This window comes from Methyloferula stellata AR4, assembly GCF_000385335.1.
Lineage (GTDB): Bacteria > Pseudomonadota > Alphaproteobacteria > Rhizobiales > Beijerinckiaceae > Methyloferula > Methyloferula stellata.
The window spans coordinates 1,831,638-1,855,298 of the sequence record NZ_ARWA01000001.1; the positions used below are offsets into that span (position 1 = coordinate 1,831,638).

At 61.0% G+C, this 23,661-nt stretch carries 26 protein-coding genes and 1 riboswitch; of the genes, 16 read left to right on the forward strand and 10 right to left on the reverse strand.

The features are described 5' to 3' along the window. Nucleotides 1-261: 261 nt before the first annotated feature. Complete coding sequence (locus tag A3OQ_RS0108980) at nt 262-1,875, forward strand: peptide chain release factor 3 (RefSeq protein WP_020175050.1); 1,614 nt, start codon at nt 262-264, stop codon at nt 1,873-1,875. Between the two features lie 432 nt (nt 1,876-2,307). Here A3OQ_RS0108980 and A3OQ_RS0108985 read toward each other — a convergent pair whose 3' ends face one another. Then, complete coding sequence (locus tag A3OQ_RS0108985; protein ID WP_020175051.1) at nt 2,308-2,961, reverse strand: class I SAM-dependent methyltransferase; 654 nt, start codon at nt 2,959-2,961, stop codon at nt 2,308-2,310. A gap of 69 nt (nt 2,962-3,030) precedes the next feature. On the opposite strand from A3OQ_RS0108985, the gene A3OQ_RS0108990 reads away from it, so the two are divergent. The 7 genes from A3OQ_RS0108990 to A3OQ_RS0109020 all read left to right on the forward strand — a co-directional run bounded on the left by A3OQ_RS0108990 (nt 3,031) and on the right by A3OQ_RS0109020 (nt 7,493). Then, nucleotides 3,031-3,495 carry an SAM-dependent methyltransferase gene (locus tag A3OQ_RS0108990; protein ID WP_020175052.1) on the forward strand — a complete coding sequence of 155 codons (465 nt, stop codon included), beginning with the start codon at nt 3,031-3,033 and terminating at the stop codon, nt 3,493-3,495. A gap of 29 nt (nt 3,496-3,524) precedes the next feature. Further along, a riboswitch (TPP riboswitch) is annotated at nt 3,525-3,655 on the forward strand. 215 nt (nt 3,656-3,870) lie between these two features. Beyond that, nucleotides 3,871-4,881 (forward strand): FAD-dependent oxidoreductase, encoded by a 1,011-nt coding sequence (locus A3OQ_RS0108995; protein WP_020175053.1) that lies wholly within the window; start codon nt 3,871-3,873, stop codon nt 4,879-4,881. Beyond that, the gene (gene thiS, locus A3OQ_RS0109000; RefSeq protein WP_020175054.1) at nt 4,850-5,047 is read left to right on the forward strand and encodes a sulfur carrier protein ThiS; all 198 of its coding nucleotides are present in this window, start codon (nt 4,850-4,852) and stop codon (nt 5,045-5,047) included. The genes A3OQ_RS0108995 and thiS overlap by 32 nt, the downstream gene beginning before the upstream one ends. Then, complete coding sequence (locus A3OQ_RS0109005; RefSeq protein ID WP_051116027.1) at nt 5,010-5,846, forward strand: thiazole synthase; 837 nt, start codon at nt 5,010-5,012, stop codon at nt 5,844-5,846. Before thiS ends, A3OQ_RS0109005 begins: the two co-directional genes overlap by 38 nt. Then, on the forward strand, nt 5,839-6,447 hold the full coding sequence (locus A3OQ_RS0109010; RefSeq protein WP_020175056.1) for a thiamine phosphate synthase: 609 nt from the start codon (nt 5,839-5,841) through the stop codon (nt 6,445-6,447). Before A3OQ_RS0109005 ends, A3OQ_RS0109010 begins: the two co-directional genes overlap by 8 nt. Before the next feature lie 9 nt (nt 6,448-6,456). Continuing rightward, entirely contained in the window at nt 6,457-7,044 is a 588-nt protein-coding gene (locus A3OQ_RS21850; protein ID WP_341872076.1) for a MarR family winged helix-turn-helix transcriptional regulator, read from the forward strand. A gap of 47 nt (nt 7,045-7,091) precedes the next feature. Continuing rightward, nucleotides 7,092-7,493, forward strand: a complete 402-nt coding sequence (locus A3OQ_RS0109020) for a DUF1398 domain-containing protein (RefSeq protein WP_020175058.1) — start codon at nt 7,092-7,094, stop codon at nt 7,491-7,493. Nucleotides 7,494-7,501: 8 nt separating this feature from the next. On the opposite strand, the gene A3OQ_RS0109025 is transcribed toward A3OQ_RS0109020, so the two are convergent. The 3 genes from A3OQ_RS0109025 to A3OQ_RS0109035 form a co-directional block, all read right to left on the reverse strand. Beyond that, on the reverse strand, nt 7,502-7,777 hold the full coding sequence (locus A3OQ_RS0109025; protein WP_244427267.1) for an aldehyde dehydrogenase: 276 nt from the start codon (nt 7,775-7,777) through the stop codon (nt 7,502-7,504). Between the two features lie 115 nt (nt 7,778-7,892). Then, nucleotides 7,893-9,578 (reverse strand): heparinase II/III family protein, encoded by a 1,686-nt coding sequence (locus tag A3OQ_RS0109030; RefSeq protein ID WP_020175060.1) that lies wholly within the window; start codon nt 9,576-9,578, stop codon nt 7,893-7,895. A gap of 233 nt (nt 9,579-9,811) precedes the next feature. Then, complete coding sequence (locus tag A3OQ_RS0109035) at nt 9,812-11,161, reverse strand: RsmB/NOP family class I SAM-dependent RNA methyltransferase (RefSeq protein ID WP_020175061.1); 1,350 nt, start codon at nt 11,159-11,161, stop codon at nt 9,812-9,814. Nucleotides 11,162-11,562: 401 nt separating this feature from the next. Between A3OQ_RS0109035 and A3OQ_RS0109040 the strand changes: the two genes are divergently transcribed. Then, entirely contained in the window at nt 11,563-11,784 is a 222-nt protein-coding gene (locus A3OQ_RS0109040; protein ID WP_020175062.1) for a DUF1674 domain-containing protein, read from the forward strand. 3 nt (nt 11,785-11,787) lie between these two features. On the opposite strand, the gene A3OQ_RS0109045 is transcribed toward A3OQ_RS0109040, so the two are convergent. Together A3OQ_RS0109045 and A3OQ_RS0109050 are read right to left on the reverse strand one after the other, a co-directional pair. Continuing rightward, nucleotides 11,788-12,501, reverse strand: a complete 714-nt coding sequence (locus tag A3OQ_RS0109045) for a DUF1345 domain-containing protein (protein ID WP_020175063.1) — start codon at nt 12,499-12,501, stop codon at nt 11,788-11,790. Then, nucleotides 12,498-13,421 carry a polyprenyl synthetase family protein gene (locus tag A3OQ_RS0109050; protein WP_020175064.1) on the reverse strand — a complete coding sequence of 308 codons (924 nt, stop codon included), beginning with the start codon at nt 13,419-13,421 and terminating at the stop codon, nt 12,498-12,500. The genes A3OQ_RS0109045 and A3OQ_RS0109050 overlap by 4 nt, the downstream gene beginning before the upstream one ends. A 172-nt stretch (nt 13,422-13,593) precedes the next feature. Here A3OQ_RS0109050 and mtgA point away from each other — a divergent pair, with 172 nt between their 5' ends. Together mtgA and rpmF are read left to right on the forward strand one after the other, a co-directional pair. Further along, on the forward strand, nt 13,594-14,250 hold the full coding sequence (gene mtgA / locus A3OQ_RS21855) for a monofunctional biosynthetic peptidoglycan transglycosylase (protein ID WP_040580836.1): 657 nt from the start codon (nt 13,594-13,596) through the stop codon (nt 14,248-14,250). 176 nt (nt 14,251-14,426) lie between these two features. Continuing rightward, complete coding sequence (rpmF, locus tag A3OQ_RS0109060; RefSeq protein ID WP_026595667.1) at nt 14,427-14,615, forward strand: 50S ribosomal protein L32; 189 nt, start codon at nt 14,427-14,429, stop codon at nt 14,613-14,615. 74 nt (nt 14,616-14,689) lie between these two features. On the opposite strand, the gene phbB is transcribed toward rpmF, so the two are convergent. Both phbB and A3OQ_RS0109070 read right to left on the reverse strand, forming a co-directional pair. Next, complete coding sequence (gene phbB / locus A3OQ_RS0109065) at nt 14,690-15,415, reverse strand: acetoacetyl-CoA reductase (protein ID WP_020175067.1); 726 nt, start codon at nt 15,413-15,415, stop codon at nt 14,690-14,692. A gap of 131 nt (nt 15,416-15,546) precedes the next feature. Beyond that, nucleotides 15,547-16,722, reverse strand: coding sequence for an acetyl-CoA C-acetyltransferase (locus tag A3OQ_RS0109070; RefSeq protein ID WP_020175068.1), 1,176 nt, complete (start codon nt 16,720-16,722; stop codon nt 15,547-15,549). A 345-nt stretch (nt 16,723-17,067) separates the two neighbouring features. Here A3OQ_RS0109070 and phaR point away from each other — a divergent pair, with 345 nt between their 5' ends. Then, on the forward strand, nt 17,068-17,712 hold the full coding sequence (phaR, locus tag A3OQ_RS0109075; RefSeq protein ID WP_020175069.1) for a polyhydroxyalkanoate synthesis repressor PhaR: 645 nt from the start codon (nt 17,068-17,070) through the stop codon (nt 17,710-17,712). Between the two features lie 4 nt (nt 17,713-17,716). On the opposite strand, the gene A3OQ_RS0109080 is transcribed toward phaR, so the two are convergent. Continuing rightward, nucleotides 17,717-18,145, reverse strand: coding sequence for a cupin domain-containing protein (locus tag A3OQ_RS0109080; protein ID WP_020175070.1), 429 nt, complete (start codon nt 18,143-18,145; stop codon nt 17,717-17,719). 100 nt (nt 18,146-18,245) lie between these two features. Further along, nucleotides 18,246-19,016, reverse strand: coding sequence for a hydroxyacylglutathione hydrolase (gloB, locus tag A3OQ_RS0109085; RefSeq protein WP_020175071.1), 771 nt, complete (start codon nt 19,014-19,016; stop codon nt 18,246-18,248). 325 nt (nt 19,017-19,341) lie between these two features. On the opposite strand from gloB, the gene A3OQ_RS0109090 reads away from it, so the two are divergent. The 4 genes from A3OQ_RS0109090 to A3OQ_RS21870 all read left to right on the forward strand — a co-directional run bounded on the left by A3OQ_RS0109090 (nt 19,342) and on the right by A3OQ_RS21870 (nt 23,639). After that, entirely contained in the window at nt 19,342-20,685 is a 1,344-nt protein-coding gene (locus A3OQ_RS0109090; protein ID WP_020175072.1) for a UDP-glucose dehydrogenase family protein, read from the forward strand. A 138-nt stretch (nt 20,686-20,823) separates the two neighbouring features. Next, nucleotides 20,824-21,057, forward strand: coding sequence for a hypothetical protein (locus tag A3OQ_RS21860; protein ID WP_210162192.1), 234 nt, complete (start codon nt 20,824-20,826; stop codon nt 21,055-21,057). A 201-nt stretch (nt 21,058-21,258) separates the two neighbouring features. Next, nucleotides 21,259-21,705: a DUF6165 family protein gene (locus A3OQ_RS21865; RefSeq protein ID WP_244427122.1), complete on the forward strand. Its 447-nt coding sequence runs from the start codon at nt 21,259-21,261 to the stop codon at nt 21,703-21,705. Further along, entirely contained in the window at nt 21,702-23,639 is a 1,938-nt protein-coding gene (locus A3OQ_RS21870; RefSeq protein WP_020175075.1) for a tetratricopeptide repeat protein, read from the forward strand. The genes A3OQ_RS21865 and A3OQ_RS21870 overlap by 4 nt, the downstream gene beginning before the upstream one ends. Nucleotides 23,640-23,661: the final 22 nt, after the last annotated feature.

Below are 23,661 nucleotides of genomic sequence, written 5' to 3' on the forward strand. Positions count from 1 at the left end.
TCAGGACGCGCGCGTCTCACATCGTAAGAGTCTGCGTGCTTCTAAGAGTTCAGGTTGCCCGAAATGAATCCGATAGAAAGAAAACGGTCGTGATTCACATTGGGATGTCACCGAGGCAGGCTCTTCAGCTTGCATCTGATCTGGGCGTAACCGCTAAATCGCTGGCGCCCCCGTCCTAAAAGCCTCAATCAAAGGTCCCTAAGGTTATAAGCTGCGCTAAGAGAGTTGACATCCGCTTCCCCAAGGGCGACCTAACCCCCTATGAACGCCCAAGAACCCGTCACCGATTTCGTCAAAATCCCGGCCAACGACCCCGTCGGCCGGCGCCGCACCTTTGCCATCATCTCGCACCCTGACGCGGGCAAGACGACCCTCACCGAAAAGCTGCTGCTCTTCGGCGGCGCGATCCAGCTCGCGGGCGAGGTGCGCGCCAAGGCTAATCGCCGCCAGACCCGCTCCGACTGGATGGGCATCGAGCGTGAGCGCGGCATCTCGGTCGTGACCTCGGTCATGACTTTTGAGTATGGCGGCTGCGTCTATAATCTCCTCGACACGCCGGGCCATGAGGACTTTTCGGAAGATACCTATCGCACGCTGACGGCGGTCGACTCGGCGATCATGGTGATCGATGCGGCGAAGGGCATCGAGGCGCGGACGCGCAAGCTGTTTGAAGTGTGTCGCCTGCGCGATATCCCGATCGTGACCTTCATCAACAAATTGGATCGCGAGGCGCGCGATCCTTTTGAGCTTCTGGACGAGATCGAGAAGACGCTGGCGCTCGATGTCGCGCCGCGCACATGGCCGCTCGGCCAGGGCCGCGCCTTCGCCGGCACTTACGATCTTGACCGCAATCTCGTGCGCAGGCTCGATTCCGACGCCGAGCCGGTTGCGGTGAGCGGCCCGGACGATCCCTATATCAAGGGGCTGTTGAGCGAGCCGGATTTTAAAGAGGTGCGCGATCAGATCGAACTCGCGCGCGACGGCCTGAAGCGCTTCGACCGGCAAGCCTTTCTCGAAGGCCATCTGACGCCGGTCTTTTTCGGCAGCGCGCTGCGCAATTTCGGCGTGCGCGATCTGATCGATGCTCTGGCCGAATTCGCGCCGCCGCCGCATGGGCTTGACGCAGCGTCGCGCCATGTCGACGCGCATGAGCCGAAGATGACGGGCTTCGTCTTCAAGATCCAGGCGAATATGGACCCGAACCATCGCGACCGTATCGCTTTCATGCGCGTCTGTTCCGGCAAGTTGACGCGCGGGATGAAGGCGAAGCTCGTGCGCACGGGCAAGAACATCGCGCTCAATGCGCCGCAATTCTTCTTCGCGCAGGACCGCCAATTGGCGGAAGAGGCTTACGCGGGCGATGTCGTCGGCATTCCGAACCATGGCACGTTGCGCATCGGCGATACGCTGACCGAAGGCGAAGAGCTTGTGTTTCGCGGCGTGCCGAGCTTCGCGCCGGAAATCTTGCGCCGCGTCAAGATCGGCGATGCGATGAAGGCGAAGAAGCTCCGCGAGGCGCTTGGCCAGATGGCGGAGGAAGGCGTCGTGCAGGTCTTCCTGCCGAATGATGGCGCGGCCGCGATGGTGGGTGTCGTCGGCGCCTTGCAGCTCGATGTTCTGGCCGAGCGGCTCTCAGCCGAATATGGGTTGGACGTGACCTTCGAGACGAGCCGTTTCGAGCTCTGCCGCTGGGTGAGCGCGAAGACACAGGCCGACCTCGACAAGTTCACGCGCGCCTATCCGGCATCGATTGCGATGGATCTCGACGGCGCGCCGGTCTTCATGGCGGCATCCGCCTGGGATCTGCGCTACGAACAGGAACGCTGGCCGGACATCAGCTTTTCCGACATCAAGGATTATCAGAAGCAGGCCTAGCCCTCGTCCTGAGGAGCGCCGAAGGCGCGTCTCGAAGGATCGAGGCGTCGCCGCTGCATTTCGCAGCTCGCAATTCAATCCTTGTCATTCATCTGTTGGCGGCGAGCATGGCGAGCGGATCGCTTTAGTCAATGACGGCCCTTCGGGCCGCCGCCGAAGGCGGTCGCACGCAGATAAGTTTACGCAATCTGCGTAAACTTGATTGCGTTGCGATCATTGACAAAAGCGATGCCGCCTCGCCGAAAATGGCCGCTGTAGATGAATGGCGAAATCCGATTGGCTCAACCTCGTCATGCCCGGCCCCGTGCCGGGCATCCACGCCGAGACATTGATGCTTGGTACAAAATCAGTGATGAAGCGTTACCGCGTGGATGGCCGGGACAAGCCCGGCCATGACGGAAATCATTGTTCGCTTATGGTGAAGGTTGCCCCTTACATCGCGTCCTTGAAGCGCCAGACATCCGTCATTTTCGTCTCGCAATCTTCCAGGCATTTCGACACCGGCACCTCGTAGTGTGCCAGCGAATGGAGCCTGTCGCGCGGGAGATAGGTGCGGCCGGGATCGCCGATCAGCACGCGCGTGCCTTTATTGGCGAGCTGTTCCAGCCATAGAATGAAGCGTTCGGCCATGCCGGGCTCGTAGGCGATATCGCCTGCGAGCACGACGTCCCAATGCTGATCGCAGCCGACAACATCTTCAGATAGAAGATGGATATCGGCGCTATTGGCGACGGCATTCATGGAGATGGCATCCATCGCCAAGGGATCGATATCGTTGGCTTCGACATGAGCGGCGCCCGCCTTGGCCGCGGCTATCGCGAGGAGGCCGGAGCCCGACCCGAGATCGAGGACGCGTTTGCCCGCGACCAAGGTTTGATGGTCTTGAATATAACGCGCCAAGGCTTGGCCGCCCGGCCAGGCGAAGGCCCAATAAGGCAGCGGCAGGTTGACGGCGTGAAGCTCGTCCTGCGTCTTTTGCCAGAGCCCTGTTGCTTCTTCGGCAAGATGAAGCTTGATGTCCGGCCGCAGCGGAACCAGGGCAAGATGCGTATTGGTTTTGATGAAAGCAGCGCGGTCGAAGGTCATATCGAGCCCCCGGCGTAAAAGGCCATCGTCCGGGGTTAGGCTTGCAATGTAAAGGGGATTGGAAAAACGATGGATGAAACGATCCGGCCCGGCGAAATCGCTGTAACCCTTGAGGAGGCCCGCGCGAGCGACGCAAAGCTCTATTTTATCGGGCATATTCGCACACCTTGGCAGAAGCGGACGGACTGTCCGCGGCAGGGTGATCGCGAGCAGGGGCCCGAATGCCGCATCGTCGTCGATCCGCTCTGGCATCAGGCGCTGACCGGCATCGAGCAATGGCCTGAATTGCAGCTTCTCTATTGGATGAACGAAGCGCGGCGCGACCTTGTGATCCAGGCGGCCACCGGCAAGGAACCGGTTGGAACCTTTGCTTTGCGCTCTCCCGTGCGGCCCAATCCGATCGCCTCGTCCATCGTCGCCTTGCGGCGCGTCGAGCCGGGCTGTCTCATCGTCACCGGGCTCGACTGTCTCGACATGACGCCGCTTCTCGACATCAAGCCGCATTTCGGTGAGGCAAAACCGACCTCTCCTTGACGGGAGCGGCCTGCGGAGCCTATTTAGAGTTTGAGACCTAGGGGATCCCCGGCAGGGGGCTGAGAGGCTGGCAAGCTGGCATGACGATCATGCCGGCGCCTGGCGACCCTTCGAACCTGATCCAGTTTGCACTGGCGGAGGGATGGTTGTGAGCGCATTTTTTCCCCCACATTCAGCAGTTCTAGCCCTCATCCTGAGGAGTGCGCGTAGCGCACGTCTCGAAGGACGAGGGCGGCATGGCGACTTGCACTATGCGGCTTGCCCGCGCCTCTCCTTCGAGACGCAAGCCATAGCCCGTTGCTCGCGACGGGCGTCGCTTCGCAACGCCCTATGGCTTGCCCCTCAGGATGAGGCGCTAAGCGCTGGAGGCCCACGATGAAGATCCGCGTGATCGGCGCCGGTGTCGCTGGACTGACAACTGCTTATGAATTTGCCCGCGCCGGCTGCGCGGTCGAGATCGTCGATCGCGCGGCGGGGCCGGGCCTCGGCTGTTCCTGGTTTGCCGGCGGCATGATCGCGCCCTGGTGCGAGGCCGAAAGCGCCGAGCCGCTTGTCGTCTCCTATGGCATCGAGGCGCTGACCTATTGGACGCAAGACGTGCCTGTCGCTCAGATACATGGCAGCCTTGTCGTCGCCCCCGCGCGCGATAGACCCGACCTCATCCGCTTTTCGCGCCGCACCTCGCATTATGAGATGTGTGATGGGGCCGCTGTCGCAGCGCTCGAACCAGATCTCGAAGGCCGGTTCGAGTCGGCGCTTTTCTTCGCAGAAGAAGCGCATCTCGATCCGCGGGTTGCAATGGCGAAGCTTGCATCGCTGCTTGCGGAGCATGCCGATGTCACCTTCCGCTTTAATACCGAGGCGGATGCGCTCGAGGGCGATGCGGATTGGATCATCGATTGCCGCGGCTTCGATGCCCGCGATCGCCTCACCGATCTGCGCGGGGTTCGCGGCGAAATGCTGGTGCTCAAGACGCAGGAGATAAATTTCGCACGTCCGGTGCGCCTTCTGCATCCGCGCTATCCGGTCTATATCGTGCCGCGCGGCGATGGCCGCTTCATGATCGGCGCGACCATGATCGAAAGCGGGCAGGGCGGCGTGATGACGGCGCGTTCGGCGCTTGAATTGCTGTCTGCCGTCTGCACGGTTCATCCGGCCTTCGGCGAGGCCGAGATCATCGAAATGGGCGCCAATGTGCGGCCGGCTTTCGCCGACAACCTGCCGCGTCTGCGGCTGGACGGCCGGACGCTCTTCGTCAACGGGCTTTACAGGCACGGCTTTCTCGCGGCGCCGTCGCTCGCGCGCCGCGCGGCGGATGTCGTGTTGAAGGGGTCCTATTTTCCGGAGATCATGGATGCAGATCCGCGTGAACGGCAAAGAGCTTGAGGTCGCTGCGACGACGCTCGCAGCGCTTCTCGATGAGCTCGACTATGAAGACGCCATGGTTGCGACGGCGCTCAATCAGAATTTTATCCGCAAGGTGGATCGGATGACGACGCCTCTCAAAGACGGGGATGCGGTCGAGGTTCTCGTGCCGAAACAGGGAGGCTGAATTGAGCGACAAGCCGCTCTCGCTTTATGGAGTCAGCCTGACGTCGCGGCTCTTGGCCGGCACGGCGCAATATCCGTCGCCCGCCATTCTTGCCGCCGCCGTCAAAGCCGCACGGACCGAGGTGGTCACCGTCTCGCTGCGCCGCGAGGCGGGCGGCGGCCGCGCGGGCGATTCCTTCTGGGGCTTGATCCGCGATCTCGGCGTGCGCGTTTTGCCGAATACGGCCGGCTGCCGCAGCGTGAAAGAGGCCGTCACCACCGCGCAAATGGCGCGCGAGGTTTTCGGCACGGCTTGGGTCAAACTCGAAGTCATCGGCGAGGACGATACGTTGCAGCCCGACGTCTTCGGCCTTGTCGAAGCCGCGGCTATTCTCGCGCGCGACGGTTTCTCGGTCTTTCCCTACACGACGGAAGATCTCGTCGTCGCAGAAAAATTGCTCGGCGCCGGTTGCGAAGTCCTGATGCCCTGGGGCGCGCCGATCGGTTCCGGCCGTGGTCTCAACAACAGGTTCGGCCTGAAGGCCTTGCGCGCACATTTTCCGAATGTGCCGCTCATCGTCGATGCGGGCATCGGCACGCCGTCGCATGCGGCGGAAGCCATGGAGCTTGGCTATGATGCCGTGCTCTTGAATACGGCCATCGCGAAAGCTGGCGATCCGGTGATGATGGCGGACGCCTTTGCGCGCGCCGTCGAAGCTGGGCGGCTCGCCTATCTCGCGGGACCTATGGAGCCGCGCGACATGGCCGAGCCTTCGACACCGACCGCAGGCCTTCCTTTCGGCGGTGCCGTGCGTGCTTGATCCGTTTTATCTGATCGTCGACAGCGCGAGCTGGATCGCGCGGCTGCTGCCAAGCGGCGTGAAGCTCGTGCAATTGCGCATCAAGGATGTGAGCGCCGAAGAACGGCGCGCCGAGATTGCGAAATCGAAAGCGCTTTGCGCGCAGTATGGCGCGCAGCTCATCGTCAATGATTATTGGCAAGATGCGATCGATCTCGGCTGCGATTATATCCATCTTGGCCAGGGCGATCTCGACACGGCCGATTTGACGGCGATCCGCAAGGCAGGCCTGCGGCTCGGCGTCTCGACGCATGACGAGGCCGAACTTGCCCGCGCGCTTACAACGGCGCCGGATTACATCGCGCTCGGGCCGATCTATCCGACGATCTTGAAGCAAATGCCTTTTGGGCCGCAAGGTTTGGGCCGGCTTGGCGAATGGCGAAAGAAGATCGGATCGTTGCCGCTTGTCGGCATAGGCGGGATCTCGCTCGACCGCGCCAAAGGCGTACTCGAAGCCGGCGCCGATAGCGCGGCGGTCGTAACCGACATCACGCTCAATGCGGATCCCCAGGCCCGCGCGCGGGCCTGGGCCGAGGCGACGCGCGCTTTTGTCAAAACGTAGCCGGAGCGCATGCTCCGCCGTCTTAACAGGATGGGCCGCCCTCGTTCTTTGAGACACCCACTTCAGGAGTTTAAAGCCATAACAGTTGACAAGGAAACTACTTGTGATAGTTTCCTTGGAAATTACGAGGCTCAAATGAGATGCAAAGCAAAGGCCGCTCCTCTGGAGGCGCATTTGGGATACTGGCTGCGCTTCGTGTCGAATCATGTCTCGCATGCTTTCAGTCTCAAGCTCGCGCAGCGCGACGTAACCGTCGCCGAATGGGTCGTGCTGCGCCAGCTTTATGAGAAGGAGAGTTTGGCGCCGAGCGAACTTGCAGAGGGCATCGGCATGACGCGCGGCGCCATCTCGAAGCTCGCCGACCGGCTCGAAGCAAAAGCTTTGATCGAGATAGGCAGGGATCAAATGGATCGCCGATATCAAAGTCTGGCGCTCACGAAGGCCGCACGAGCGCTCGTGCCGCAGCTAGCAGTGCTGGCGGATGAGAATGACGCGGCCTTCTTCGCTCACCTGACGCCGGCGGAAAGGGCCAAGGTCGAAACGATCTTGAAGGACATCGTTCGCCTTCATGGGCTGAGGGCGGTGCCCATCACGTGACGGTAGAAAGTTCAACGGACGCCAATTCAAAACCGCAGGAGACGATGATGGACCCGGATGTGAAAGACGTCATGGAGGATTGCACGAGAGGTTCGGACGAGGGCCGGTTGAGCTTTCCTCAGGTCGTGTTGAAATTGATGGAGGCCGGTGTCGAACAATATCATGCGGACCTGCGCCGCGCCGAGAAAACCTATTATATGCCGGACGGAGCGTCTCACGTCGTTGCATGTCCGGCCCTCGAAGCATCACCCGCGCAGGATTTCTCCGCGAGCGGTGTCGAGGCCGCGATCCGGGCGATCCAAACCCGCGCGATCACATATAAGGAATTTTGTGAACGGATCGGTGCCGCGGGTTGCGTCGGCTATTTCGTGTCGCTTGCTGGGCGCCGCGCCGTCTATTTCGGGCGGACAAGCGAAATGCATATCGAGCCGTTTCCGCACGTCCAGTGAGGCTTGCCTTACTTGCAGAAGGCTTCTTGAAAGGCCGTGACCTTATCCGGTCGGTCGAGACCCTTTTTCGGGTTCCATTTATGCGCAATCAGGAAATCGCGAACGTCGACCGTGATTTCTTTGCCGTTGACATAATAGCGATCGATACCGTCCAAAGTGATGACGGCGGGACCGTCGGTGCGATGAACCTTGCCGTCCTCGAACCAAATCTTGGTTCCGACATAGCAGTAATAGCCGACAATGCGGCCCATATCGTCCTGGTTTGCCTCATCGACTTCGATCATCTCGGACACATTAACCCTCATTCGGACGCTCTTGGCCGCGCAGCCGACCCTGTTTTGACCTTCTTAGCAGATAAATCAATCGCCAAACCACTGGAATATCTCCCTGCGGGCTGTGTCATGGCGTCGTCTTGTCGAGCCTGCGAAGGGTCCAATTGATCTCCGGACTCTGGCCGGTTTCGCTCGAAATGACGATCTGTTCGCAGCGCCTCGGCCCGTCGGGCGAAGCGAAGAAAACGCTCTCCGCGATCCTGATGTCGCGGCCGGGCGCTTCGAAAACCCATTGCGTCCGGTTTGGAAGCTCGAAGAGAATGCCGCGCGGCTCCGACGAAGGCTTGAGGCGGACGCTCGGATGAATGTGGAAACGCAGGCAATAGGGGTAGTTTTCGAGCGGTTTTGAAGGCGATGATGGCCGCAGGCGGTCTTGGCCTTCGAGCGTTCGCCCGTCGTTCGACAGCGTCAGATCGCGCTCATGGATCAATCCAAACCGCGGTTGATAGCCATTATGGGAAAGCCGTAGCCGCGCGGCCGAGGAAACCGTGCTCCTTTCGACCGTGACCCTATCCGGTCCCGACAGAATACGATGGCCAAGCCATCGGCCGAGGCTTGAGTGAAAGGCGAAGCGGCAAGATGACGTGTCGTCGACGACCACGGTCGAATGCGCCGCCGTCATGCGGGCCGCCTGGCGAGCCGCCTCGCGATGAATATCCGGCGCGCCGCAATTGATGACGAGATGCTGGGCTTCGGATGAAAATTCGAAGGCAAGGCAGCCCGCATGCGCCTGTTCGGAAAAATCCTGCGGCGGCGGCGGCCCGGCATCGACGATCAGCAAGCTGCCTTGCATCTCAAGACGCTGATAGCCGGAATAGGGTGCGTTGGTGATGGCTTGCACGCGCGCGTCGTCATAGGCGAGCACGGTTGCAAGCATCTCCGGCGCGGTCACGCCCATTCCATTGAAAAGCGCGAGCGCGCCGTCGCCATGGCGAAACAGCCGCAGCATCGGCATGATGCGATCGATCGCGTTGAGAAGCTGCGGCGGCGCCGCGATATTGCGCGCCGCATAGGCTTGGCGCAGAGGCAGAAGATCGAGCAGAAGATCGATCAAGACTTGCGGATTGCGGCTGACATGTCCGCCGTCCGGCAAGATCTGCCGGTCGAGTTCTTCGGCCAGCAATCTCGTAGCCTTCTTCTGCAATTTCGTCGCGGCCTGCGCGCAAAGGCCGAGCTCGGCGAGCGTGATCGCGGCAAGCAGGCGAGGCTCGCCGCTGAGCCCGGCCTTGACCTCATGTTCGAGCGCTATTTGTGAGCGGCCGAGCCCTTTCATGAATCGCCGATAGAAGGCGCGATCGGCACCATCGAGGATCAAAGGCGATTGCGACAGCCAGGCCAAGGTCCGGCGCGCGACGACGCGCGGCTCCCAGGCGGGGTCCGGTGTGGGCTTGCCCATATGGGTAAGAAAATCGTCGACAAGCGCGCGGGCATGGTCCCGTGCGCGCGCCGTATCGGCGGCACGCAAATGGCGCAGCCAGCCGAAACCGGCGAGCGCCCGCGCCCAGGCCGGCGAGCCCGGCTCGATTTCGAAGGGCGAGCGCCCATGCGCGTTGACGATCTTGCCGCCGAAGGCGAAATAGCCCGCATAAATGTCGTTCGCTGTGGTCGGATCGCCGGTGCGAATATCTTGCGGCGCGATCAAAAGCCGCTCCGCCGGATGAAAGGTCATTCCGGCGAAAAGACGCAAAGGTGCCGTGGCCGCGCGGCGCGCGAGCCTCGCGATTCGGCCTGCGAAGAGGCCGACCAGGCGCACCCGATCTTTGATTGCGGCGCCTCTCAGGGCCGTAGCTCCTCAAAATCGACGTTCATCGCAGCGACGCCGATACCCGCAAGCGTTGATTTCTGGCGAGGAATCCTCAAACGAGGTCCCGAAATGCTGGCTCGCCCCCGCGAAACGAAGTTGGCTAAAACAACGACTTACACATGGACACGATTTCCTCGATCGCATCATGCTGCAAGTTATGTTCGAAAATCCTATAGGGTTTGTTAACCACGTCGAATGAGACGCGCAGCGAAAAAGCCGTCAAGGCCGGCGAGCCTTGGGTTTTCGGCGGGAAGATGCGAAGGCAGAGTCCGCATTTCGCCGAATTCGTTGAGGATGCCCGGCAGACCCCCAACTTCGTCCGGTTCGATCGGCAGGCGCGCCATATCCGGATTGCGGCGCAGGAAAGCCTGGATCTGCATTTCGCCCTCTTCAGGCTCGATCGAACATGTGCAGAAGACGATCAGCCCGCCGGGCCGCACCATTTCCGCCGCCTTGTCGAGCATACGCGACTGCATCGCCGCGAGAGAGGTAATGTCGCTCGCTTTTTTGATCCAGGCGATGTCGGGGTGGCGGCGGATCGTGCCCGTGCCCGTGCAGGGCGGGTCGATCAATATGGCGTCGAAAGTCAGGGCCTTGAGACCGGTCACATCGGCGACGATCATTTCGGCGCGCAGATGAAGCCGCTCAAAATTAGCCGCCAGCATTTTGAGGCGCTCGGCCGAGCGATCGATCGCGGTGACATCGGCGCCGAGCGCCGCGAGTTGCGCCGCCTTGCCGCCGGGCGCCGCGCAGAAATCGGCGACTTTCGTGCCGGGCTTGACCCGAAGCAGACGCGCGGGCAGGGCGGCGGCCGCGTCCTGTACCCACCATTGTCCGAGGTCGAAGCCCTCAAGCTCGCTGATGGGAACATGGGTCTCGAGCCGCAGAGAGCCTGTCGGCAAAACCACGCCGCCAAGCTTTTGTTGCCAGGATTCGATATCCGACCTGACGGTCAGATCGAGCGTCGGTTCCTCGCAATTGATCGCGGCGATGGCCTGGGCCGCGGCGTCGCCATAGGTCTTGCGCCAGCGCGCGGCGAGCCAATGCGGCGTATCCTGTTCGAGCGGATCGCTGGCGGCAAGAATGGCGTCGCGTTCGCGTGCGATATTGCGCAAGACGGCGTTGACGAGCGACGCATAAGGCGCCGTCTTCGTTTCAAGCCTTACGATGCGGACGGCGAGATCGACCGCCGCATGATCCGGCACGTCCAGAAAGAGGATCTGCGCCGCCGCGACGATCAGCGTCCATTCGATCTGTGCCGCCTGACGCGGCAGGCCGCGCTCCACCAGCTTGTTGATCGCATGCCTGATCGTTCCGAGCCGCCGGAGCGAAACGGTGACGATGGAGCGGACCAAGGCGCGATCGCGCGCATCGATGCCTGCGAGGCGATTGGGAACGGCTGTCGACGAAAGCCGTTCGTCGAGCGCATGACCATTGGTAATGATATCGTTCAAAAGCGCCGCGGCTGCGGTTCTGGCGAGAAGACCGGGATGACGTTCCGCCTCGCGTCTTTGAGTTTCCGCCGAGACCATCGGGCTGCGATGCTTCGGGCGAGGCTTTCCTTGTGAAGAATCCAAAACTACGGTTCCGGCTTTGACGCGGCAGCGCAAATGCGCCTCAAGCTATCTCAATTAGAGTGTATATGTTCAATCGTTTCGAAACCGCTTTCGTCTTGCAGTGTTCGAATTTTATTTGCTGCCTAAGTACCGCTCCTTATGAAATGGATTCTCTTCCGCCGCTAGCCTCGCACCTTCTTCAAGCGTGCCGGACGCGGCGTCATGTATACAACTTGCAAACATCGCATAAACGTGCCGCTTACGCTGTGCGATACCACACAGACAGTATAAGGACATTTTCGAAAGTGGTACTCGAATGTTCTCCTCGTCCGGAGTTCGGGCATAGAAGTCCTATATGCAGGTCAGGATAATGACTTATGCCCAAGCTTGATCCGCCGGGCGGCGATGCGCCTCTTTCCCCGTCCAAGTCTTTGAGCCCGGAAGCGCGTCGCGCTTTGGCCGAAGCGGAGGAACGCCGGCGTCGCGCCGAAGCCTCTTCGAAGGACGCTGCCAAAGCGACGGAAATCGGCGGCCGCGACGGGCCGGAGCCGACCCGTTATGGCGATTGGGAAGTCAAAGGCATCGTCAGCGATTTTTGAAGATCAGATCAATCCCGCGGCAATATTGATCGTCAATGCAAGCACCGCGCTGTTGAAGAAAAAGGCGAGGATGCAATGGGTCAGCGCTGTCCGGCGCATGCCCTTTGATGTGATCTCAACATCGGCCGTCTGCGACGCGACGCCGATCACATAAGAGAAGTAGAGGAAATCGAAATAATCCGGATTGTCGGTGCCGGGAAAATGCAGCCCGCCGCGCCGGTGCTCCGGGCCGCCCGATCGCGTGGTGCCCGTACCGAAATAATCATGCGCATAGTGCAGCGCGAACATCAGATGGATGAAGAACCAGGCGCTGAGGATCGTCGTTGCCGCCAATGCGATATGCAGCTCCTTTAAGAGCCCGGTCGTATCTTTGACGATCGCCAACTGCGCGACGATCGCGCCAATCGAGCTTAAAGCTGCGATGCTCGTCAAAATGAGAATGGCGAAACGGCCTTCGTCCTGGAGCTTGGCGCGATAGCGGATCGAGGCCTGCGTCGCCGTTGCGATAAGCCATCCGGTCAAGATGAAATAAAGCAGGGTGCAGGCGTTCCAGGCAATGAGCCAGCGGGTGATTTCGCGCCACGACGATGGCGTGAAAAGGCCGACCGCCAATCCAAATAGAACGCTGATGAAAAGCCGCGGCCGGCCGCGGATCAAACGGACAAGGCGCCACCGATGGAGGTTTGCTCCAAGGCCGGCGGCGGACGGATCGGTCAATTTTTGCGCGCCACGACGAAATGCGCCGCCTCTTTGAGGATGCCCGCCTGCGGTCCTAAGCCTTTCAGCGCGGAAATCGCTTCGGACGCCATCTTGTCGCGTCTTTCGCAGGCGGCCTCAAAGCCGAGCGCGGCGACAAGCGTCGCCTTGTTGCGCTCGGCATCCTTGCCGGCGCGTTTGCCGAGGGCGACCTCGTCGGCCTCGACATCCAAAATGTCGTCTGCCACCTGAAAGGCCGCGCCAAGCGCCTGACCATAGCGCGAGAGAGCGGCTTTCGCCTCCGCGTCGGCGCCGCCGAGGATCGCGCCGGCATTGACCGCATAATGCAAAAGCGCGCCGGTCTTCATGGATTGAAGCCTGATGACCGCTTCCGCCGTATGCGGCTCCTTCGCCTGTTCCGCTTCGAGGTCGAGCACCTGGCCGCCGACCATACCGCCGATGCCGGCCGCGCGGGCCAAGGCCAAGACCAGTTCGGCGCGAACCGCCGGGTCCGGATGGGTCGCGAGATCGGCGGTGACATCGAAGGCATAGGTCAAAAGCCCGTCGCCGACGAGAATGGCCGTCGCTTCGTCAAAAGCTTTATGGGTGGTCGGCCGGCCGCGCCGCAGATCGTCATTATCGAGCGCGGGCAGATCGTCATGGACCAGGGAATAGCAATGGATCATTTCGAGCGCGGCCGCGGCGCGAACCACGCCCTTGCCTTCGACGCCGAAGAGCCGTGCGGTCTCGATCAGAAGAAATGGCCGCAGCCTTTTGCCGCCGCCAAGGCTCGCATAGCGCATGGCCTGCAGAAAACGGGCAGGGCGGAATGTCTCTCCGGGCAGCGGGTTCGCCGACAGGAGCGTGTCGAGCATGCTCTCCGTCGCCTCCGCGACGTCCGACAATCGCCCTTCGAATTCACGCGCGCCACCTGATGCCATCGTCCCTGTCGCCTCACCTTGGCATTGAACCGCTTCAGCTTCCGAGGAAACGGGCGGTCTGCTTTGGGCGGGTGCAAACCGCCGCTGCTTTGACGCCTTGCCCGATTGCTCCAGATCGGTCAAGGCTCAGGCCTTGGCATGAGATTTGGGTGGGCTCGCGGGGCTTGTGATCATTTTTCGCTGGTTCTTTCGCATTCTGCTGCTGGTTCTCTTGGCGGTGGGCGCATTGATTCTCGCCTATCGCTTCGTCACGCCGGTCTCGACCTTGATGGTCGGGCGCTGGATCACCGGGAAATCCGTCGAACGGACTTACGTCCCGCTCTCGCGCATGTCACCTCATTTGGCGGCAGCGGTGATTGCTTCCGAGGATGCGCGGTTTTGCCTGCACCACGGCGTCGACTGGGACGCCTTGAACGGGGTCATCAAGAAAGCCGGCAAGCGGGGACCTTCGCGCGGCGCCTCCACCATCCCGATGCAGACGGCCAAGAATCTTTTTCTATGGCCTGGGCGATCGGTGGTCCGTAAAGGCCTGGAAATTCCGCTGGCCTTGGCGATCGACACAGCTTGGCCGAAGCGGCGTCTGCTTGAAGTCTATTTGAACATTGCCGAATGGGGCGACGGCATTTTCGGCGCCGAGGCCGCCGCCCGGTCTTATTTCAAGAAAAGCGCCCATGACCTGACTTTGCCGGAGGCGGCGCTGCTCGCAACCGCGCTGCCAAACCCACATCTGCGCGATCCGGGCCAGCCGCACCGGCGCCATGCGGCTTTGGCCCGCAACCTCATGCGGCGGGTCGAGCAGGGCGGCGTGCCGCTTGAATGTGTGGAGTGATGTCGCGCCCCTGCCGACTCATCATACTTGTAAAATCAAGGATTTAATGCTTAAGGAAGGCGGTGGGGCGGGTTACTTTTCCGCGATCCCGCACTAGCCAGGCCGTGCATTTCATTGTATGCACCCGGCTCCCGGTGACAATCTGCGCATTTTTCTCCGCGCATTGAGAGATTCTGATGGCTGTTCCGAAACGTAAAACCTCCCCGATGAAGCGCGGTTTCCGGCGCTCGGCCGATGCGCTCGAGGCGCCGACCTATGTCGAAGACAAGGATTCGGGCGAATTGCGCCGGCCGCATCATATCGATCTCAAGACCGGCATGTATCGCGGCCGTCAAATCCTGACGCCCAAGACCAAAGAAGCCTAGGACCAAAGAAGCCTAAGAAGGCTTTAGACCCATGCGAGGCGGAGATCATCTCCGCCCGCCCTTAGCAGAACATGCTAATACATGATCTGGCCGCCGTTGATGCTGATGGTCGAGCCGGTGATGAAGCCTGCGTCGTCCGCGGCGAGAAATACCACGCAGCGCGCGACTTCTTCCGGCTCGCCGATCCGGCCAAGCGGAATCACCGGCAGAATCTTCTGCTTCATGAAATCCTCTGGGATCGCCTTCACCATTTCGGTCGCGATATAGCCGGGGCAGATCGCATTGACGGTGATGCCCTTATTGGCGCTTTCGCGGGCGAGCGCCTTGGTGAAACCGAGATCGCCCGCCTTGGAGGCGGCATAATTGGTCTGCCCGAGCTGGCCTCTCTGTCCGTTGATCGATGAGATATTGACGACGCGCCCGAAGCCGCGCTCGCGCATCCCTTCGATCACCGGCCGCGTCATGTTGAAGAGCGAATTGAGGTTCGTGTTGATCACCTCATGCCATTGCTCGGGCTTCATCTTGTGAAGCATCGTGTCGCGCGTGATGCCGGCATTGTTGACGAGAATTTCGACCGCTCCAAGCTCTTGCGCGATGCGCCCGAGCCCCGACGCGCAGGCCTCGTAATTCGACACATCCCATTTATAGACGGGTATGCCGGTCTCGGCCTTGAAGGCGCCGGCTGCCTCATCGTTGCCGGCATAATTGGCCGCCACCTTATAACCGGCTGCTTTTAAAGCCTTGCTGATCGCGGCGCCGATCCCACGGGTTCCGCCGCTGACTACTGCTACGCGCGCCATGTGTTTCCCACCTTTGCTTCCATCCCGAGGCGAACTCTCACGGTTCGCTCATTCAGCATCGATCATAAGACCGGTCTGGTTCTTGATGTCCCTCAACCGTCCGGCGAAAACGCGCCGGACGGCCGACTGGACTAGCGTTCGACGGTGAGCGCGATGCCCATGCCGCCGCCGATGCAAAGGGTCGCGAGACCTTTCTTTGCGCCACGGCGGCCCATTTCATGGAGCAGCGTCACGAGAATGCGGGCGCCAGATGCGCCGATCGGATGGCCGATCGCGATGGCGCCGCCGTTCACGTTCACGATGGCGGGATCCCAGCCCATTTCCTTGTCGACGGCGATCGCCTGAGAGGCGAAGGCCTCGTTTCCTTCGATCAGTTCGAGATCCTTCACTTTCCAGCCGGCCTTTTCGAGCGCCTTGCGGGAGGCGGGGATGGGACCGGTTCCCATGATCGACGGATCGACGCCCGCCGTGGCCCATGAAGCGATGCGCGCGAGCGGTGTGAGGCCGCGCGCTTTGGCTTCCTTGGCGCTCATGAGGACGACTACGGCCGCGCCATCATTGATGCCCGACGCATTGCCGGCCGTCACCGTGCCCTCTTTCGAGAAAGCCGGCTTCAACTTGGCCAGAGCCTCGATCGTCGCGCCGATGCGGATATATTCATCCGCATCGACGATCGTGTCGCCCTTGCGGCCGGTGATCGTGAAGGGCACGATCTCGTCCTTGAATTTCCCGGCGGCCTGCGCGGCTTCGGCTTTGTTCTGAGATATAAGCGCGAATTTATCTTGATCGTCGCGGCTGATCTGCCATTTGGCGGCGATATTCTCGGCCGTGATGCCCATGTGGTAGCCTTGAAAGGCATCCATCAGACCGTCGCGCAACATCGTATCGATGAATTTGAAATCGCCCATTTTGGTGCCGGAGCGCAAATGCGCCGCGTGCGGGGCAAGCGACATGTTTTCCTGGCCGCCGGCGACGATCACCTTGGCGTCCTCGTTGGCGATTTGCTGCATGCCGAGTGCGACCGCGCGCAGGCCTGAGCCGCAAACCTGATTGAGGCTCCAGGCGGTCTTCTCCTGAGGCACGCCCGCGGCCATCGCGGCTTGGCGTGCCGGGTTCTGGCCTTCGCCAGCGCCGAGCACCTGGCCGAGGATGACCTCATCGACGTCGGCCGCATCGACCTTGGCGCGTTGGAGCGCGGCTTTGATGACGGCCGCGCCCAGCTCATGCGCGTGCGTGTTGGCGAAGGCGCCATTGAAGGATCCGACAGCGGTGCGCGCAGCACCGACCACAACGATCTCACTCGACATTCCAGATCCTCCTCGACGTTTTTGATTCCCGACGCTCGCGAAACCTGCAAACCACAGCCAAGTGAAACAAATTTGTCTTTGATCGATGACAAATGCGTTTCAGAAAGCTTTGGCTGTGCGAAATGCCCCGCCGGCGAGAGGTGTTATCCATAGTGAGCACTTCGGCCTTTGCGGGGCAAGCGCGACGAAGGAACTAAGATATTGTGCAACCGCAGCAATTGGTGAGATAATCATATTCGCAGTTCGTGGTTTCCGCTTACCGATAAAGGGGATAACCTGGAAGTCGCCGGTTGAACCCAGATCCGTCAGCGGCGTCACGCTTTGTCACTCAGGTATAGGCAAGCCATGGGCAGCGAAAAGCAACCGATCACCATCAAGAAATATGCAAACCGGCGCCTCTATAATACCGGGACAAGCGCCTATGTGACGCTCGAAGACCTGGCCGATATGGTCAAAAAGGGCGAGGATTTTGTCGTGTTCGACGCCAAGAGCGGGGAAGAAATTACCCGCTCCGTGCTTACGCAGATTATTTTCGAGCAGGAGGGCAAAGGCGGCCAGAGCCTTCTGCCGATCACTTTTCTGAGGCAATTGATCCGCTTCTATGGCGACAGCATTCAAATGCTGGTGCCGAGTTATCTCGAATTTACGATCGACCGGCTGACTTCGGATCAGGAAAAATTTCGCGACCAATTCGCCAATGGGCTGAGTGGCGGGCTTGGCGCCGCCTCGCCCTTGGGCAGCCAGACGCGGCAGATTTTCGGCCCGCTCGAGGAACAGGCCCGCAAGAACATGGCGATGTTCACCCAGGCCCTCTCGATGTTCAGCCCGTTCGGCGTCGGCGCCAGCGGGCCGGCACCCACCGCCAATTCCCACCCCGAGCCCGCAACGCCGCCGCCGCAGACCGAAGATTCGAAGAGCGACATCGAGGAAATGAAACGCCAGCTCGGCGAATTGCAGAAGCGGATCGAGGGGATCATCCCCAAGGAATGATCTTTCAAACTGGCTGCCAGCCGGGCGGCGCCAGTTGAAACCCTGAAAAGCTAAATCCCGGCGCGACGCCGCAGCCGACGAGTGTCCATTCGCCGAGCGATTCGGCACTCTGCCACCAATCTTTCGGCACGACGCATTGCGGCTTTTGCCCGGCGAAAAGATCGGCGCCCAAGACATGCGTCGCGACCGGCCCTTCGCCGCACCATTGCGAAAGCCGAAGCGGCGCGCCTGCGTAGAAGTGCCAGGATTCGACCGCATCGACCCGATGCCAGGCCGAGATGCTTCCCGCGGGCAGGAGGAAATAAATCAGAGTCGAAGCCGAACGGCCGTCTGCGTCTTGCGCGGGATCTCGGAACGTCTCGCGAAAAAAGCCGCCTTCCGGATGCGGCGCGAGATCGAGAAGCCGGATGATCTCGGCGGCGCTTTTATCCATTAGAGCGCGATCCTTTCGAGTTGATTCATGGTCGCGCGCTCAGCTTCTGTTAAGCCGCATGATCTTAGCCGAAAGTTCAGCCCACTTTTGGGCTCATGCTCTAAAAATTGTTCTTGCGTTCGCGCAGCTCGGTGAAGACGGCGGCGGGATCGGCGCCGCGCATGCCGAGTGTCGCTTGAATGGCGGGTTCGTCGGCGCGCAGAAAAGGATTCGTCGCGAGTTCAAGGGCCATCGTCGTCGGCAGCGTGAACTGGCCATTCTCGCGCAGCATCGCGACCACATTGGCGCGATCCTGCAAAGTGCTGTTTTCCGGATCGACGCTCAAGGCGAAGCGCGCATTGGACAGCGTATATTCATGCCCACAATAGATCTTGGTTTCGGCGGGCAAGGCCGCGAGTTTCATCAAGGAGCGGTAAAGCACCGGCGCCGGCTCTTCGAAGCCGCGGCCGCAGCCCATCGCGAAGAGAGTGTCGCCCGAAAACAAAAGATCCTCGCTTTCGAACCAATAGGCGATATGTCCGGACGTATGGCCGGGGACTTCGATCACCATGGCTTCGCACGAGCCGACCTTAACGACGTCGCCTTCGCCGACTTCGAGATCGAGACCTGCGATTTTCGCGGCTTCCTGCGCTGGCCCAACGACACGGGCGCGAGGAAAAGCCGCCTTGAGGCCCGCTATGCCTTGGGTATGATCGAAATGATGATGGGTGATGAGAATATCGGTCAGCTCCCAGCCTTTTTTCGCCAGCGCCTGCAAGATCGGCTGGGCGTCGGGCGCATCGATGGCGGCGGTCGCCCCGGTTTCCGGATCATGCACGAGGACGCCGAAATTATCCGATAGGCACATGAATTGATGGATCGAAAGGCTCATGGGTGCGGCCTGCTGCCGCGAAGCTCTGCCGGAGCTGGTTATCGCTCGCGCGGCGCCTCGCAAAAGGGAAGATCATGTCTATTCTCATAAAGGCTATAGAACCGCTGTCCTAGAGGGTCAAATGAGACGTCTTGCGTTCATGAAGAGAATATGACGGCTCGCATGATGCGGACGTGACATCATGGCAATGCCATATTGACGCGCCACCTGCTTTCCATGTCAGGATCGGCTTTGAACACCTCACATCGGGCATTGGCGATTTCGCCAACGAAACCGTTTATGGTAGCTGAGACTGACCATTTGAACCTAGGTTGAAAGGTGATCGATGCGGATAGCGATGATTGGAAGCGGCTATGTCGGGCTTGTGTCTGGAGCCTGTTTTGCGGATTTCGGTCATGTCGTGACCTGCGTCGACAAGGACGCCGCGAAGGTCGCGGCTTTGCGCGACGGCAAGGTGCCGATCTATGAGCCGGGCCTGCCCGAACTCGTCGCGACGAATATCCATGCCGGGCGCCTGTCCTTCGTCATCGACATGGCCGAGGCGGTGGCTGAGGCCGACGCCGTCTTCATCGCGGTCGGCACGCCGTCGCGGCGCGGCGACGGCCATGCCGATCTCTCCTATGTCTATGAGGTCGCGGCCGAGATCGCGCCCTTCATCCAAGGCTTCACCGTCGTCGTGACCAAATCGACGGTGCCGATCGGCACCGGCGACGAGGTCGAGCGGATCATTCGCGCCAAGCGCCCCGACGCTGATGTCGCCGTCGTGTCCAATCCGGAATTTCTGCGCGAGGGCGCGGCGATCGAGGATTTCAAACGGCCCGACCGCATCGTCGTCGGCACCGAGGACGAGCGCGCCCGCGCGGTGATGACGGAAGTCTATAGGCCGCTTTATCTCAACCGCGCGCCGATCCTGTTTACCGCAAGGCGGACGTCCGAACTCATCAAATATGCGTCGAACGCGTTTCTGGCGACGAAGATCACCTTCATCAACGAGATCGCCGATCTCTGCGAAAGCGTCGGCGCCGACGTGCAGGATGTCGCGCGCGGCATCGGCCTCGACAATCGCATCGGCGGCAAGTTTCTGCATGCCGGGCCAGGCTATGGCGGCTCGTGCTTTCCGAAGGACACTTTGGCGCTGATCAAGACCGGGCAGGATGCCGGCACGCCTTTGCGCATCGTCGAGGTCGTCGCAGCCTCGAACGATTATCGCAAGCGTACCATGGCGCGCAAAATCATCATGGCCTGCAACGGCTCGGTGCGGGGCAAGAAGATCGCGATCCTCGGCCTCACCTTCAAGCCGAACACGGACGACATGCGCGAATCGCCGGCGCTCACGATCATCACGGTTTTGCAGGACGGCGGCGGCGCGGTGATCGCCTATGATCCGCAGGGCGTCGAGCAGGCCAGGCAGCTCCTGAGCGACGTGACATTCGCGCACGATCCCTATAGCTGCGCGGAAGGCGCCGATGCCGTGGTCATCATGACCGAATGGAACGAGTTCCGGGCGCTTGACTTCACCCGGCTGCGCAACGCGATGCGCGGCGACGTGCTGGTCGATCTGCGCAATGTCTATAATGCCGAGCTCGCCGCCCAATATGGCTTCGCCTATACGAGCGTCGGCCGCAACGCCACCGCCTCCCTCAAAACCGAAATCAAGGCCGCGGAGTAGGCTGGATGCGCTCCAGTTGAAGCCTACTTGCGTCGCGCTCTGACGCGTGTGGGCACGCACGGCGGCATCTCCGATTGAATCATAGAGTCTCCATTGTGGTTGCGGCGATGGTCGCCTCAACCCGAGGAGGACAAGATGATGAACGCCACCAAAATGATGCTTTGCGCCATTGGCGCGACAATCATAACCTCGGCCACAGCCTTCGGCGCTACGGCCAAGACCGTCGACGGAATCGGTTCGACGGAACAATATACTTCCGCGATGCGGCCTGCAGCGATCGACAACCGCTCATCGGCAGCGGGCGCTCAGATTGCTCTCAATCCGCAGCCGCTGCCCCCAGGGATCGTAGAAGACGATCGTTACGACTGGTGATGCCGGCATGGCCGGCTCGCCTAAGGGGTCTGCCTGGAGGGTATTCCTCCGGGCGGCCCAGCACTTCCCAGTGGCGCCTCGACGCTTAGCCGCTTGAGTCAATGGCAGTCTCCAGGCCCGCGAAAGCTTCCCGCGAATAATCTCGAAGGGATAAGAGGCCCGCATCCGCGCGGGCTATAGTGATTCCTTCACGAGGTCCGCGTGAGCAGAAGCCTTCATCGCCGTGATCGCGCCGAGATCATGGTTCCATGCGGCATCGGCGAGCTCATCGACAAGATCACGATTTTGGAGATCAAGGCGGATCACATTTCCGATCCGCAGCAGCTCGATAACGTGCGCTATGAGTTGGCTCTGCTGCGCGTCATGAAGATCGAAAAAAATCTGGTCGGTGCCGCGCTTGAGCGTCTCGAAGGTGAGCTCAAGACCACCAATGCGCGGCTTTGGGATATTGAAGACGCGCTGCGCCTGCACGAATCCAGGCAGGATTTCGGCACGGGTTTCGTCGAGCTTGCGCGGCAGGTCTATCAGACGAACGACCGGCGCGCTGCTTTGAAGAAAGCGATCAACATTCTCTTCAATTCCTCGATCGTCGAGGAAAAATCCTACGCAGGCGGTCCGCTTTCGGCGCCGAAATCGGGGACTGCATGAAATCATCGCCCCGGCCGCGTTCGCGCGAGGCAGTGCCGCCTCGGCTCCCGGGCGCCGCGGCGCCGATCAGCCTCACGCTATCGCATGCGATCGAACATCTGAAAGCCGAGCGTTTGCCTGAGGCTCTCGATCTCTTGCGATCCTTGCATGAGAGGGATCTCGACGCGGCCCAATCCGCGCTTCTCGGATTGATTTACCTCAGCGTAGAAGCCGATCGCGACGCGCTCACGTGGTTCGACCGCGCGCTCTGTGTGGATCCGAAGCCGCAAGGCGTCTTGGCGCATCGTGCATTGGCGCTTCAGCGCCTGGGGCGCCAGCAGGAGGCGATTCAATCCTACGATCAGGCGCTCGCGGCGGATGATCTCGACGCAAGCGGTTTTTATCATCGCGGCAATCTCCTGCGGGAGACAGGCAGGCTCGACGAGGCGATTGCCTCTTACGATGCCGCCTTGCGGCTCAACCCGGCCTATCCGGAAGCGCTTTATGCCGGCGGCACCATCCTTCTCGAGGCCGGGCAGCTCGATGCGTCGCTTGAGTTTTTCGACGAGGCCTTGCGGCTGAAGCCGGATTTCTGCCAGGCTTGGTTCAGCCGCGGCAATGCGCTGCAAAAGCTCAACCGCTGTCACGCGGCCATTGGCGCCTATGACGCCGCGCTCGGCCTTGCGTCGGGGCACCCGGATGTTCTGACCAATCGCGGCGTGGCCTTCTACGAGATCGGACGGCACAGCGAGGCGCTCGCGTCTTACGAAGAAGCCTTGCGCACGCGGCCCGATTTTCCGCAGGCCCTGCTCAATCGCGCCAACGTCTATCTGCGTATCGGCAAGCCCGATTTGGCATTGGCCGATTGCGAGGCGGCTTTAAAGCACAAGCCGGATTATCTCGAGGCCCTGAGCAGCGAAGGCATCGCCTTGCGCGATTTGGGGCGCATCCGTGAATCGATTGCCTCTTTCGATACGGCGCTCGCTTTTGCGCCGGGTTTTGCCCATGCCCGCAACAATCGCGGCGCCGCGCTTTTGCTCCTCGGCGATTTCGAACGGGGCTGGGAAGATTACGAGTTTCGCTGGATCGGCGGTGAGACGCCGAAGCGCGAGTTGAAATTGCCGCTGCCCGAATGGTCGGGCGAGGTGAAGCCGGGCGACAGTATTCTCGCTTTCGACGAACAGGGGTTCGGCGACGCGATCCAATTTTCGCGCTATCTGCCGCCGCTGATCAAAGCCGGCGCCAAAGTGACGTTCTTTTGCCGGAAGAAACTTCATCGTCTTCTTAGCACGTTGGATCCGGCGATCCGCCTCGTGGATACGATCGGCAACGCCGAGGATTTCGATTGTCAGGTGGCGCTTTCGAGTTTCCCTTTCATCCTCAAAACGCGGCTTGAGACGATCCCCGCGGCAACGCCTTACATTTTCGCCGAAGCCGAGAGGGTGGCGCAATGGAAGCACCGCCTCGGTCCCGAGGGGTTCAAGATCGGTCTTTGCTGGCACGGCAATCAGAATGTCCGCGCTGATCCGGCACGTTCCATTCCCTTGGCGGCTTTCGCGGCGCTTGCGGCCGAGGGCGTCAGATTGATCGGCCTGCAGGTGGGCGCGGGCACGGAACAGCTCGACGATCTTCCGCCGTCCATGCGGATCGAACGGCTAGGCGTTGATTTCGACGCCGGACCGGATGCGTTTGTCGATACGGCCGCCGTGATGCAGGGGCTCGATCTCATCCTGACCTGCGACACGTCTGTCGCGCATCTCGCAGGGGCCTTGGGACGTCCGGTCTGGCTTTTGTTGAAGCCCGTCCCCGATTGGCGATGGCTTCTCGATCGCGCCGATTCGCCCTGGTACCCGACGATGCGATTGTTTCGCCGGACCGGGACGGAGAGTTGGACAGATCTGCTCGCGCGTGTCGCCATCGCGCTTCATGAGCATCTTGGTCCATCGCGCCAATAAAAACGCCCCGCCTGTTGCTAGA